Origin of the sequence: Staphylococcus sp. HMSC034G07, from assembly GCF_001835975.1 — a bacterium.
GTDB classification, from domain to species: Bacteria; Bacillota; Bacilli; order Staphylococcales; family Staphylococcaceae; genus Staphylococcus; species Staphylococcus ureilyticus.
Map to the genome: position 1 here is coordinate 255,515 of NZ_KV826609.1, position 14,746 is coordinate 270,260.

The following is a 14,746-nucleotide window of genomic DNA, read 5'->3' on the forward strand; positions in this document are numbered from 1 at the left end:
CCATATGTAGAAAGGAAATGAGCAATATGAAAACAAGAAAATTAACACTGACTGCGATATTGATTGCAATAAATGTAGTGTTAAGTAGCATTGTTGTTATACCACTTGGGCCTATCAAAGCGGCGCCTATACAACATTTAATCAATGTGATATGTGCGGTATTTGTGGGGCCTTGGTTTGGTCTGGCACAAGCGTTTATTTCTTCGCTGTTAAGAATGGTGTTTGGTACCGGTAGTTTCTTTGCATTTCCTGGAAGTATGGTAGGTGTATTATTAGCAAGTGGTTTTTACTTTTATCGCAAGCATATTTTTATGGCAGCAATCGGTGAAGTTATAGGTACAGGCATCATTGGTAGTATTATGTGTATACCATTAGCCTGGGTATTAGGTTTTGCTAACTTTGCTGTCAAGCCTTTAATGATAGCTTTTATTGCTTCAAGTGTGATTGGTGCAATGATTAGTTATGTTATTTTAATGGTTATGAAAAGAAAAGGCATCTTAAAACGATTCTTATAAATATGAAAAGGTTAAGTTTCATTGCTTTTAACATATCAATGATTTAATTATAATGTGGATTTGTAATTAATTAATTGTATGTGCAAATGAAGCTTAATCTTTTTTATTTTATAAATATCATTCATCAAGTAGTTAAACGACAACATTTTACATCAATCCTAATTTGTAAGCATAAGCGTAAAAACTAAAGTTATGTTAAAATTTAAGAGTTAAATGGACAATAAAAATATCGAAATATGGTTTAAAAGTACGAAATAATATAAGAATAGAAACTAGTTATAAAGTAAAAATAGCAATCAGTTAAACAAGTGAGCAACCATCTGATTTAATGATATAACATACATAAATAATAGTTTATTTAATGTATTGTAAATAACAGTAAGAAACTAATAGAAGGATTGTGAAAGATTAAATGACTAACCAAACGCCAATGATGCAACAGTATTTAAAAATAAAATCACAATATCAAGATTGTTTATTATTTTTTAGATTAGGCGACTTTTATGAAATGTTTTTTGAAGATGCGAAAGAAGCTTCTAGAGTTCTAGAGATTACATTAACAAAGCGTGATGCTAAAAAAGAAAATCCTATTCCTATGTGTGGGGTACCTTACCACTCAGCAGATGGCTATATTGAAACATTAATTAATAATGGATATAAAGTAGCTATTTGTGAGCAAATGGAAGATCCTAGACAGACAAAAGGAATGGTGAAACGTGAAGTTGTTAGAATCGTTACGCCAGGTACGGTTATGGATCAAGGTGGCGTAGATGAAAAACAAAATAATTATATTTTGAGCTTTGTACAAATAAATGACTGTTATGCATTAAGTTATTGTGATGTATCTACGGGAGAACTAAAAGTAACTTCCTTTAACGATCAAGCTACATTAATAAATGAAATAACAACCATTAATCCAAATGAAATCGTGGTAAATGAGCATATTGATGAAGAACTAAAACGTCAAATAAGTTTAACAACTGAAACGATTACAGTATTGAATGAAATATCAGATGCACATTATGCAGTAAATACTAGTAATGAACAATCTTTATACAATGCGACTCAGTTATTACTTGATTATATTTTTCATACGCAAAAACGAGATCTATCTCATATAGAAACTGTTGTTAAATATGAAGCAGTAGATTTTATGAAAATGGACTTTTATGCAAAAAGAAATTTAGAATTGACAGAAAGTATTCGTCTGAAAAGTAAAAAAGGGACATTGCTATGGTTGATGGATGAAACTAAGACCCCTATGGGTGCAAGAAGATTAAAACAATGGATTGATAGACCGTTAATCCACAAAAATCAAATTGAATCACGTCTAGATACAGTTGAGCAATTTATAGACTTTTTTATAGAGAGAGATACATTGAGAGAACATCTTAATCAAGTATATGATATCGAGCGCTTAGTTGGTCGAGTGAGTTATGGTAATGTAAATGCTAGAGATCTAATTCAACTCAAACATTCAATTTCTGAAATACCCAATATTAAGCAATTATTAGATCGTTTAGATACAGAAACTACTGAGCAATTTAAAGCTCTTGAACCTTTAGATGAACTGTTAGCATTATTAGAAAATAGTTTGAAAGAAGAACCGCCAATATCTGTTAAAGAAGGTGGATTATTCAAAAAAGGATTTAATCAGGAGCTAGATGAATATTTAGAAGCATCGAAGAATGGTAAATCTTGGTTGGCTGAACTTCAGACTAAGGAGCGTCAACGCACTGGTATTAAATCACTGAAGATTAGCTTTAACAAAGTGTTTGGATACTTTATTGAAATTACAAGAGCCAACTTGCAAGGTTTTGACCCTTCTGCATATGGTTATCATCGTAAACAAACCTTATCAAATGCAGAACGGTTTATTACGGATGAATTAAAAGAAAAAGAAGACATAATATTAGGCGCTGAAGATAAAGCGATTGAATTAGAATATCAATTATTCGTTGAATTACGTGAACAAATAAAGACATATACAGAACGCTTACAAAAACAAGCAAAAGTTATTTCTGAATTAGATTGTTTGCAAAGTTTTGCCGAGATAGCACAAAAATATAATTATGCAAGACCTGCATTTAGCGAAGACAAAACACTTAAATTAACAAATTCGAGACATCCTGTTGTAGAACGCGTTATGGATCACAACGACTATGTGCCAAATGATTGTAATTTAGATCAAGATACGTTTATCTATTTAATCACTGGACCTAATATGTCTGGGAAATCTACTTATATGAGACAAGTTGCAATCATAAGCATTATGGCACAAATGGGTGCTTATGTGCCGTGTGAAACAGCTGTATTACCAGTTTTTGATCAAATATTTACAAGAATTGGAGCTGCAGATGATTTAGTTTCTGGTAAAAGTACATTTATGGTTGAGATGTTGGAAGCACAAAAAGCACTCGCTAACGCTACAGAAAATAGTTTAATTATTTTTGATGAAATAGGTAGGGGAACCTCTACTTATGATGGATTAGCATTGGCACAAGCAATGATTGAATTCGTGGCACATACTTCTCATGCTAAGACATTATTCTCTACACATTATCACGAGTTAACAACATTAGATCAGTCGTTGCCTTCGTTGAAAAATGTTCATGTTGCAGCAAATGAATACAAAGGTGAGCTTATCTTCTTACACAAAGTTAAAGACGGGGCTGTCGATGATAGTTATGGTATCCAAGTTGCGAAGTTAGCACATTTACCAGAAGCAGTTATATCACGTGCACAAGTGATTCTAGATGCATTTGAACAAAATAATAATCATGGACAAGCGACAAATGAACAAATGAACGTTATTAAATCGGGCGTGGAAGCACCGCCGATAGAAAAATCATTTGTATCTGAAAACGAGCACAGCTATAACGATGACACGCAAGCACAAAGTAGCCACCAATTTGAACAAGCAGCTTTTGATTTGTTTGATTATCCTGCGGAACAAAGTGAAGTAGAGACTGAAATTAAGCAATTAAATTTATCGAATATGACACCGATAGAAGCTCTAGTAAAACTTAGTGAATTACAAAAACAGTTAAAATAGAGGTGAGGTCATTCAATGGGTAAAATAAAAGAATTACAGACATCTTTAGCAAATAAAATAGCAGCCGGTGAAGTAGTAGAAAGACCTGGATCGGTTGTGAAAGAATTATTGGAAAATGCAATTGATGCTCAAGCGACAGAAATAAACATAGAGGTTGAACAATCAGGAGTCGCTTCTATACGTGTGGTTGACAATGGTACTGGTATAGAAATCGATGATTTAGACTTAGTATTCCATCGCCATGCAACAAGTAAATTAGATGCAGATGTTGATTTGTTCCATATTCGCACATTAGGATTTCGCGGTGAGGCTTTAGCTAGTATTTCTTCAGTTTCTAAGGTGACATTGAAAACATGTACAGATAATCAAGAAGGCCAAGAAATTTATGTGGAAAATGGGGAAGTTTTAAATCGAAAACCAGCTAAAGCAAAAAGAGGCACAGATATTTTGGTAGAGTCATTGTTTTATAATACGCCAGCACGTTTAAAATATATTAAAAGTCTCTATACAGAACTTGGAAAGATTACAGATATCGTGAACCGTATGGCTATGAGTCATCCTGATATTCGTATTTCACTAGTTTCTGATGGTAAAACAATATTAAAAACAAATGGATCAGGTAGAACAAATGAAGTCATGGCAGAAATTTATGGTATGAAAATTGCAAAAGATCTAGTTCATGTAACGGGTGATACAAGTGATTATCATTTAGATGCTTATTTTGCAAAGCCAGAACATTCTAGAAGTAATAAGCATTATATTTCTATCTTTATTAATGGCAGATATATTAAAAACTTCTTATTAAATAAAGCAATTTTAGAGGGCTATCATACTTTATTAATGGTCGGTCGTTATCCAATATGCTATATCAACATTGAAATGGATCCGATATTGGTAGATGTTAATGTGCACCCAACTAAACTAGAGGTAAGGTTATCAAAAGAAGACCAGCTTTTTGAATTAATTGTGACAAAAATTCGTGAAGCATTTAAAGATCGTATTTTAATTCCTCAAAATGATATGGATAAAATGACGAAGAAAAACAAGGTATTAGACCAATTTGAGCAACAGAAAATGGACTTCGAAAAACGGCAACAACAAAATAACCTTGAGCAAAATGTTGAGCAATCAAGTGAACCAAACGTGAATAATGCAAATAACGCAAGTGCAGACAATTCAACATCCTATATAAATCAACCGGATAATGAACGAAGCGGCATTCAAGAGTCACAAAATGATTATGATGATTATAAGAAAATACAAAATGATTTGCTTTATGATTTAGAAACGACAAGTAGTGATTCTACTGATAACGAAGTATCAACCGCGGATAACATTTTACAAGACAATGGTGAAGAAGATATTAAAGGGCGCGTGAGTGCTTCGCCAACACGTAGAATACCTTATATGGAAATTGTTGGACAAGTGCATGGCACTTACATCATCGCTCAAAATGAAAATGGTATGTTTATGATTGATCAACACGCAGCTCAAGAAAGAATAAAGTATGAATATTTCAGAGAAAAAATTGGTGATGTTGTAAATGAAAGTCAAAATTTATTGATTCCATTAACTTTCCATTTTTCAAAAGATGAATTAATGATAATTAATCAATATAAAGATGAATTAGATAAAGTAGGCGTGCATTTAGAACCATTTGGTGGACATGATTACATTGTAGATAGCTATCCAGTATGGTTTCCTAAAGAAGAAGCTGAAGAAATCATCAAGGATATGATCGAATATGTATTAGAACATAAAAAAGTTGACGTGAGAAAAATTCGTGAAGAAGCTGCGATTATGATGAGCTGTAAAAAATCAATCAAGGCTAACCACTATCTAAAAAATAACGAGATGGCAGATTTAGTTAATCAATTGAGAGACACTGAAGACCCATTTACCTGTCCACACGGTAGACCCATTATTATTAATTTCTCAAATTATGAATTAGAACGCCTATTTAAACGTATTGTCTAAGGAGGAATTCATGTTGAAACCGCATATTTTGCCTGCAGTTCGCTCAATGAAAGATTTAGAAAAATTAACGATGACCGATTACAAGGCATGTGTCATGTTAGATGCGCATATCGGACATGTTAAAAGTATTATGGGTCTATTAAACAAGAATAAGATTGAAACATACATGCATATCGATTTAATCAAAGGTATGAGCCATGATGAATTTGCTTGTGAATATATCATTCAAAATTATCATCCTAAAGGCATCGTTTCAACTAAGACAAAAGTAATTAATAAAGCAAAATCATTAAATACTACAACCGTGTTCAGAGTGTTTGTATTAGATAGTCATGCACTATCTAGAAGTATCGAATTGATTAAGCGTGTAGAACCAGATTTTGTGGAAGTTTTACCTGGTATTGCTACTAAAGCAATACGTATCATTAACGAAGAAACAAATACTGCAGTAATTGCAGGTGGGCTCATAAATAGCAAAGAAGAAGTAGATGTTGCAGTTTCAAATGGTGCAAAATATATTACAACTAGTGACCGATCACTATGGTAATCGAATCATGTATTGTCACTAAAATGATAAAAATTTAACTATTTCCATATTATTGGTTCATTTATTTGTAATCAATCGTTGTGAACGAGTATAAGGGGATGACGACAATGATAAAACCAAAGCAATTGAAAGTAGGAGACACAGTAGCAATTGTGTCTCTTTCTTCTGGTTTAGCAGGTGAAAGTAATATGTTATGGCGAACTCGACAAGGCATTCAACGTTTGGAAAATGAATTTGGCTTAAAAGTCAAAGTAATGCCAAATGCCTTAAAAGGTGTAGTGTTTATTCACAATCATCCAGAATGTAGAGCTAAAGATTTAAATGAAGCAGTAAAAGATCAAGAAGTTAAAGCTATTATTAGTTGTATTGGCGGAGAAGATGCGATACGTATTTTACCTTATGTAGATTTCCAAGCAATTGCAAACAACCCTAAAATATTCAGTGGTTATTCAGATACAACAACAGTACATTTGATGTTTTATAAAATGGGAATAGTTAGTTTTTATGGTCAGGCATTACTTACTGACTTTGCAGAAAATATAGCAATGGATACATATACAGTAGAGAATATTAACAAGTGTTGGTTTAATACAAATAAAATAGGAAAAATAGAACCAGCATTTTATATGAGACCATATGGATTAAAATGGAATAAACAAAACAAATATACATGTAGAGCTAAAATAGAACAAAAAGGATACGAAATATTAAATGGAAATAAAAAAGTGAGCGGACACCTTTTAGGTGGAAATCTAGAAACTTTTGTTGATTTAATGCATACATCAATATTTCCTGAAATTGAAGCATTTAATGGTGCAATATTATTTTTAGAAACCTCAGAAGACACACCTACACCTGATATGTTTGCTAAATATTTAGAGGAATTGCTGAAGCAAGGGATTTTAAATCACCTGAATGGTATGATTTTTGGTAAGCCATTTAATAATGTATATTATGAAAATTATAAAAGAGAGATATTAAAAATAATTAAAAAAAGCAATAATCCTAAAATGGTAGTTTTTTATAATTTATCATTTGGTCATAACGAGCCCAAACATGCGATTCCTTATGGGTTAACGGCACAAATTGACCCATTGACTAGTCAATTTAGTATTGATGAAAATAGTGTGATATCAACTTGAGTTGTGACAACTTTTTTACAAAGTATTTGACAACGCTTACAACAACGGTGTAAGATGTACACAAGTTAATATTTAGAACAGAGATGGGAGATTTCTACAGTAATTAAACCGGTGGTTCACAACTGGATATAATTGTAGGGGTCTCCCTGTCTTATTTTAGGAGGAGTCTTTATGAGTGAATATTTTGCTGAATTTTTGGGAACAGCAATACTTATACTATTTGGAGGAGGCGTTGTTGCAAACGTCAACTTAAAAAGAAGTAATGGGAATGGCGCAGATTGGATTGTTATTGCTACAGGTTGGGGATTAGCAGTTACTATGGGAGTGTACGCGGTAGGTAATATTTCAGGTGCACATTTAAATCCTGCAGTTACTTTAGCATTTGCCATGGATGGTGCCATTAGTTGGGCTATGGTGCCAGGCTATATTATCTGTCAAATTCTAGGTGGTATCGTTGGTGGTGCATTAGTTTGGTTAATGTATTTAGCACAATGGAAAGCCACAGAAGACCAAGGCACAAAATTAGCTGTATTTTCTACAGCACCTGCCATTAAAAACTATTTTGCAAACTTCATGAGTGAAATTATTGGTACAGGTATTTTAACAATGGGGCTTTTATTCATTGGTATGAACAAAATTGCTGATGGTTTAAATCCATTAATTGTCGGTAGTTTAATCGTTGCAATTGGATTAAGTCTAGGTGGGCCAACAGGTTATGCAATTAACCCAGCTCGTGATTTAGGTCCACGTATTGCACATGCGATTTTACCAATCGCAGGTAAAGGTGATTCTAATTGGTCATATGCAATTGTACCTGTGTTAGGACCTGTAACTGGTGGTATGATTGGTGCAGTGATTTACAGATTATTTTACAAAGGTGCATTTGATACAATGTCGGTAGTTGCTATTGTATTATTAATTATCACACTTATTTTAGGCGTAACGTTAAATAAAGCGAAAAATGCTAAAGGTATAGAAACTATATATTAATTACGTTTAATTTAAGTGTATTTACGTTAAAATATAACTAGATATTATTGTCATTGTATTAATATAAAATTATTAGTTGAGTGAACTAATAAAAATTGGGTACAGAGAAATATATATATCAATGTGAATTACATATGTAATTCGTATTACGAACATTTGAAGAGGGAGCTAATCATTATGGAAAAATATATTTTGTCAATCGACCAAGGCACTACGAGTTCGAGAGCAATTCTATTTGATCAAGATGGAAAAATTAAAGGAGTTGCACAGCGTGAATTCAAACAATATTTTCCAAAATCAGGCTGGGTAGAACATGATGCCAATGAAATTTGGACGTCCGTTTTAGCTGTTATGGCGGAAGTTTTAAATGAAGAAAACATCGGTGCAGATCAAATAGCTGGTATTGGTATTACAAACCAACGTGAAACTACGGTTGTATGGGATAAGAAAACATCAAGACCAGTATATCATGCGATTGTTTGGCAATCTCGTCAAACTCAAGGCATCTGTCAAGAATTAAAAGAACAAGGTTTAGAAGATAAATTTAGAGAAAAAACAGGTCTTTTACTAGATCCATATTTTGCTGGAACAAAAGTTAAATGGATTCTAGATAATGTGGAAGGTGCTAGAGAGAAAGCTGATAATGGAGATTTATTATTCGGTACTATTGATTCTTGGCTAGTGTGGAAATTATCTGGTGGTAAAGCTCATATTACAGATTATACGAATGCAAGCCGTACGTTGATTTATAATATCCATGATTTAGAATGGGACCAAGAATTATTGGATATATTAGAAATTCCAAATACTATGTTACCTGAGGTTAAAGAATCTAGTGAAGTTTATGCAAATACCATTGATTATCATTTCTTCGGACAAGAAATTCCAATTGCTGGTATTGCAGGTGACCAACAGGCAGCATTATTTGGTCAAGCATGCTTTGAACGTGGAGATGTAAAAAACACTTACGGTACAGGTGGCTTTATGCTGATGAACACTGGTGAAGAAGCTGTAGCATCTGAAAGTGGATTATTAACAACAATTGCCTATGGACTAGACGGAAAAGTTAATTATGCACTTGAAGGTTCTATCTTTGTTTCAGGATCAGCTATTCAATGGTTGAGAGATGGATTGAGAATGATTAATTCTGCACCACAATCAGAAAATTACGCGGAACGTGTAGAATCTACGGAAGGTGTTTATGTTGTGCCAGCATTCGTAGGTTTAGGAACACCATATTGGGATGCTGATGCACGTGGAGCAATCTTTGGTTTAACGCGTGGTACTGAAAAAGAACACTTTATTCGTGCTACATTAGAATCATTGTGTTATCAAACACGTGATGTGCTTGAAGCAATGGAAAAAGATTCTGATATTACAGTAAATAACCTACGTGTCGACGGTGGTGCTGTTAAAAATAACTTTATTATGCAATTCCAATCAGACTTATTAAACGTGAGTGTGGAACGTCCAGAAATTAACGAAACAACAGCTTTAGGTGCAGCTTATTTAGCTGGTTTAGCTGTAGGTTTCTGGGATAGTAAAGATGAAATTGCTAACCGTTGGAAACTTGAAAAAGAATTTAATCCAGATATGGAAGAAAAAGAAAGAAATAAATTATACAAAGGCTGGAAAAAAGCTGTAGAGGCCACTCAAGTCTTTAAGCTAGACGAAGAATAAAAGAATTAGACTTATCTAAGTTTCTTATGCTATAATAAGGGTAAGTTAATATTATCGAGATGAGAATTGAGAGACACTGTTCGTACAATTATATATGTATGGGATAGGTCTCTCTTTTTTTATTACTACTAGGAGGCGCTAGATTTTATGAGTTTATCAACTTTGAAAAGAGAACAGATTAAGCAAGATTTAAAAAATGATACTTTTGATGTTGTCATTATCGGTGGAGGTATTACTGGTGCAGGTATTGCATTAGATGCAACACAAAGAGGTATGAAAGTCGCGTTAGTAGAAATGCAAGACTTTGCACAAGGTACAAGTTCACGTTCAACAAAATTAGTGCATGGTGGTTTGCGTTACTTGAAACAATTGCAAGTTGGCGTTGTAGCAGAAACTGGACGTGAACGTGCAATTGTATATGAAAATGGGCCTCATGTAACGACACCTGAACGTATGCTATTGCCAATGCATAAAGGTGGTTCTATGGGTAAATTTACTACATCTATTGGCTTAGCAATGTATGATAGACTAGCAGGCGTTAAAAAATCAGAACGTAAAACAATGTTAAATGCTAAAGAAACGTTAGCGAAAGAGCCACTTGTTAAAAAATCAGGATTAAAAGGTGGCGGATCTTATGTTGAATATCGTACAGATGATGCGCGTTTAACAATTGAAGTCATGAAACGTGCAGCTGAAAAAGGTGCCACAGTAATCAATCATACGAAATCAGTACATTTCACATATGATTCAAATGAAAAGGTCAACGGTATTCATGCAGAAGACCAAATTTCTGGTGAGACTTATCCAATTAAGGCTAAAAAAGTAATCAATGCAAGTGGCCCATGGGTAGATGAAGTACGTAGTGGTGATTATGCACGTAATAACAAACAATTACGTTTAACAAAAGGTGTTCATATTGTTATTGATCAATCAAAATTCCCATTAGGACAAGCAGTATACTTTGATACTGAAAAAGATGGACGTATGATTTTTGCGATTCCTCGTGAAGGTAAAGCATACGTAGGTACAACAGATACATTTTACGATAACGATAAAACATCACCATTAGCTACACAAGAAGACAGAGATTACTTAATTGATGCGATCAACTATATGTTCCCAGATGTAAATGTAGCTGATGAAGATATTGAGTCATCATGGGCTGGCGTAAGACCATTAATTTTAGAAGAAGGTAAAGACCCATCAGAAATTTCTCGTAAAGATGAAGTTTGGGAAGGTAAATCAGGCCTACTTACAATTGCTGGTGGTAAATTAACTGGTTATCGTCATATGGCATTAGAAATTGTAGACCTATTATCTAAACGCTTAAAATCAGAATACGGTTTGAAATTTGATAAATGTGCTACAAAACACTTACCAATTTCTGGTGGAGATGTTGGTGGTAGTGCAAACTTTGATCAATTTATTGATAAAAAAGTTGAAGATGCTAAAGCTTATCAAATAGATGATGCGACAGCACGTCATTTCGCAACGAAATACGGTTCAAATGTAGAAGAATTATTCAAAATTGCTCAAACAGCACAATATCAAGAATCTGGTTTACCTTTAGATATTTACACAGAATTGATTTATTCTATTCAAAACGAAATGGTTCATCGTCCAACAGATTTCTTTATTCGTCGTACTGGTAAACTTTATTTCAAAATAGATGACGTTCTCAATTATAAAGATCAAGTTATTGATGTAATGGCTGAATTACTAGGTTACACAGATATTCAAAAAGACTTGTTTACAAAAGAACTTCAAACTGCAATTGATGAAGCACAAACAGGTAATAATCAACCTGCAGTTAAAGAATAAATTAAATATTGTCCGAATCTAACATTTGTTCCTTATCCAATAATGAGTTAGTAGATTCAAATTTTGAACAATAGTTCTTTCCCTTCAAAGTAGACATTAAAAAATGTAGACTTTGGAGGGGTTTTTATATTTTTAATGAGGTTTTGCATTTAATTTTATCAATAATAGCGCTGTAACAAGTGATAAGCCGAATAGCATTGTATTTGAAAACAGTGTATTTTAAAGGTATATTGTATAATGTATGATGAATGAAATGAAATGAAACGTGATTTGGGGGTAAAACATGAGTGGAAATGAGTTTAAAATCACTGTTGCAGATGGAACGACTTTAGAAGTGAAATTGAATAAGGCGAAAAAAGACACGATTGGTGTTATACACTTACTTCATGGCATGGCAGAACATATGGATCGATATGATGCACTTATTGATTCATTAAACCAACAAGGATATGATGTACTACGACACAACCATAGAGGGCATGGTAAAGATATAGCATCATATGAACGTGGTCACATTGATAGTATGGAGCAAGTGGCAGATGATACTTTTGAAATTGCACAGACGTTGTATTCAGATACTGTGCATACGCCATATATTATATTGGGGCATTCAATGGGTTCTATTATTGCTAGAATTTTCACCCAAAAATATCCAGATGTTGCACAAGGCATGATTCTATCAGGAACAATGCAATACCCTAAGTTTTTAGGGAAATGCGTACAAATAATTTTAAAACTTATCACTTTAATAACTGGTAAAAGACGTCGTTTGAAATGGTTAAACCAAATAATGTATAAAACTTTCAATAAAAATATAGAAAACAACAAATCGAAAAATGATTGGTTATCCAGCGATGACCAAGAAGTTGAAAAATTTGAAAAAGACCCTTTTACTGGATTTTTAGTCTCAAATCAACTGATTTTTGAAACAGTAAAGTATATGTTACAGACAAGCAAATTAAAAAACATAAAAAAAATGAAGTCAGATCTTCCTATTTTACTAATTTCTGGAAAAGATGATGCGATAGGCAATTATGGAAAAGGGATTAGACATTTAGGAAAACTATATAAAAAGGGTAAAATTCATCATATTACAGTACATTTATACAAAAATAAAAGACATGAAGTATTATTTGAAAAAGATGCTACGACTACGTGGCAACATATGTATGATTGGATAGAAAGACAAATTTTAAAAAAATATAACAGAGTAGATAAAGCATAAAGAGAGTTGATATAAGTGCAGAGCGATAAACCTTTTATAATTGCATTAGTTGGTCCAACAGCTGTTGGTAAAACAGAATTAAGCATCGAATTGGCTAAAAGATTTAATGGTGAAATTATTAGCGGAGATTCTATGCAAGTCTATAAACATATGGATATTGGAACAGCAAAAATAAATAGAGAAGAGATGGCGGATATTCCACATCATATGATAGATATTCTTGAACCTGATGAAACATTTTCTGCGTATGATTTTAAAAATAGAGCGCAAAATTTAATAGATGAAATTACGGCTAGAGGTCATATGCCTATCATCGTAGGCGGTACAGGTTTGTATATCCAATCATTAATTTATAATTATGCTTTCGAAGATGAAACGATATCTGAAGCACAACAAATTAAAGTAGACCATACGCTAAATGAATTAGATTCATTATCAAATGAAGTATTGCATGATTATTTAGCTTCGATAGATAAAGATTCAGCTGATACTATTCACCCAAATAATCGTAAAAGGGTACGTAGAGCGATTGAATATTATTTAAAAACAAAAAAACTTTTAAGTTCACGCAAGAAAAATCAACAATATACAGAAAATTATGATACATTATTAATAGGGATAGAAATGTCACGCGAAACTTTATATCAAAGAATTAATAAACGTGTAGATATAATGTTGGAACGCGGATTACTAAATGAAGTGAAACAACTCGTTGAAGATGGTTTTGAGACTTGTCAAAGTATGCAAGCTATCGGATATAAAGAGATGTTACCTGTAATTAAAAATGAGGCTAGTCTAGCCGAAGCAACAAATAAATTGAAAAAGCATTCTAGAAATTATGCTAAAAGACAAATGACTTGGTTCAAAAACAAGCTCGACGTAGTATGGTTAGATAGAGAGATAATGTCACTTTCATTGATGTTAGATGAAGTTTCAGTCCAAATAAAGAAAAGGAGAACATAACATGAATACAACAGAAAACATCCAAGATAAATTCCTAGGACAATTTAAGGCTGATCAAACGAAAGTTATCGTATTTTTAGTGAATGGTTTTCAAATGAAAGGTATTATCGAAGATTATGATGACAATTTGGTTTGTTTATTAACACAAGGAAAGCAACATCTTATTTATAAACATGCTATCAGTACATTCACACTTGATGATGCAGTAGAAGAAGTATAACATTAAAAAAACAATTTATTTTTGCATACTTTAAAAGAAGAAAGCTACACTTTGATAGAAATTATCAAGTGTAGCTTTCTTCTTTAAATCAGTAATTTATTTATAATAACGCTTCAATATCAGCTTCAATTTGGCTCGGTTTTTTCTGTGGCGCATATCGATTAGTTACATTACCTTCTCTATCGATTAAAAATTTGGTGAAGTTCCATTTGATTTTTTCATTGAAAAATCCATTTTGTTGTTCTGTCAGAAATTGATATAAAGGGTGTTGATTTTCGCCTTTGACATCAATTTTTTCGTGCATTGGGAAAGAAACGCCATAGTTGATTTTACAGTTTTGAGTAGCTTCTTCACCCGTACCTGGTTCTTGACCCCCAAATTGGTTACATGGAAAACCTAGCACAACAAATCCTCGATCTTTATAGTTGTCGTATAAGTGTTGTAGTCCTTCAAATTGTGGTGTGAAGCCACACTCACTTGCAGTATTGACAATTAGTAATACTTTATTTTTATATTCTTCTAACTTGTAAGTTTCGCCATTTGGTTTTTGAACTTCTATATCGTATATAGTCATATCGTGTCACCTCTTATTATTAATTTAACATAATTTG

The 14,746-nt window shown here is 32.9% G+C and carries 12 protein-coding genes; 11 read left to right on the plus strand and 1 reads right to left on the minus strand.

From position 1 onward, the window contains the following. Positions 1-26: 26 nt before the first annotated feature. The 11 genes from thiW (at position 27) to hfq (ending at position 14,135) form a co-directional block, all read left to right on the plus strand. A complete protein-coding gene (thiW, locus tag HMPREF2586_RS09245; RefSeq protein WP_046208599.1) occupies positions 27-515 on the plus strand; it encodes an energy coupling factor transporter S component ThiW in 489 nt (162 codons plus the stop codon). Between the two features lie 433 nt (positions 516-948). Continuing rightward, on the plus strand, positions 949-3,570 hold the full coding sequence (gene mutS, locus HMPREF2586_RS09250; RefSeq protein ID WP_371090940.1) for a DNA mismatch repair protein MutS: 2,622 nt from the start codon (positions 949-951) through the stop codon (positions 3,568-3,570). A gap of 15 nt (positions 3,571-3,585) precedes the next feature. After that, positions 3,586-5,547 (plus strand): DNA mismatch repair endonuclease MutL, encoded by a 1,962-nt coding sequence (mutL, locus tag HMPREF2586_RS09255; protein ID WP_070658460.1) that lies wholly within the window; start codon positions 3,586-3,588, stop codon positions 5,545-5,547. Between the two features lie 13 nt (positions 5,548-5,560). Beyond that, positions 5,561-6,094 (plus strand): glycerol-3-phosphate responsive antiterminator, encoded by a 534-nt coding sequence (locus HMPREF2586_RS09260; protein WP_046208731.1) that lies wholly within the window; start codon positions 5,561-5,563, stop codon positions 6,092-6,094. Positions 6,095-6,201: 107 nt separating this feature from the next. Next, the gene (locus HMPREF2586_RS09265) at positions 6,202-7,236 is read left to right on the plus strand and encodes a S66 family peptidase (RefSeq protein ID WP_070658462.1); all 1,035 of its coding nucleotides are present in this window, start codon (positions 6,202-6,204) and stop codon (positions 7,234-7,236) included. 171 nt (positions 7,237-7,407) lie between these two features. Next, complete coding sequence (locus tag HMPREF2586_RS09270) at positions 7,408-8,226, plus strand: MIP/aquaporin family protein (protein ID WP_064209016.1); 819 nt, start codon at positions 7,408-7,410, stop codon at positions 8,224-8,226. 177 nt (positions 8,227-8,403) lie between these two features. Further along, entirely contained in the window at positions 8,404-9,906 is a 1,503-nt protein-coding gene (gene glpK, locus HMPREF2586_RS09275) for a glycerol kinase GlpK (RefSeq protein ID WP_046208594.1), read from the plus strand. A 147-nt stretch (positions 9,907-10,053) separates the two neighbouring features. After that, entirely contained in the window at positions 10,054-11,727 is a 1,674-nt protein-coding gene (locus HMPREF2586_RS09280; protein ID WP_064209015.1) for a glycerol-3-phosphate dehydrogenase/oxidase, read from the plus strand. Between the two features lie 283 nt (positions 11,728-12,010). Beyond that, positions 12,011-12,952, plus strand: a complete 942-nt coding sequence (locus HMPREF2586_RS09285) for an alpha/beta hydrolase (protein ID WP_046208592.1) — start codon at positions 12,011-12,013, stop codon at positions 12,950-12,952. A gap of 15 nt (positions 12,953-12,967) precedes the next feature. Continuing rightward, positions 12,968-13,915 (plus strand): tRNA (adenosine(37)-N6)-dimethylallyltransferase MiaA, encoded by a 948-nt coding sequence (miaA, locus tag HMPREF2586_RS09290; RefSeq protein WP_046208591.1) that lies wholly within the window; start codon positions 12,968-12,970, stop codon positions 13,913-13,915. 1 nt (position 13,916) lies between these two features. Continuing rightward, complete coding sequence (gene hfq / locus HMPREF2586_RS09295; RefSeq protein ID WP_046208590.1) at positions 13,917-14,135, plus strand: RNA chaperone Hfq; 219 nt, start codon at positions 13,917-13,919, stop codon at positions 14,133-14,135. Between the two features lie 100 nt (positions 14,136-14,235). Here hfq and HMPREF2586_RS09300 read toward each other — a convergent pair whose 3' ends face one another. Further along, positions 14,236-14,709: a glutathione peroxidase gene (locus HMPREF2586_RS09300; RefSeq protein WP_070658465.1), complete on the minus strand. Its 474-nt coding sequence runs from the start codon at positions 14,707-14,709 to the stop codon at positions 14,236-14,238. Positions 14,710-14,746 lie beyond the last annotated feature (37 nt).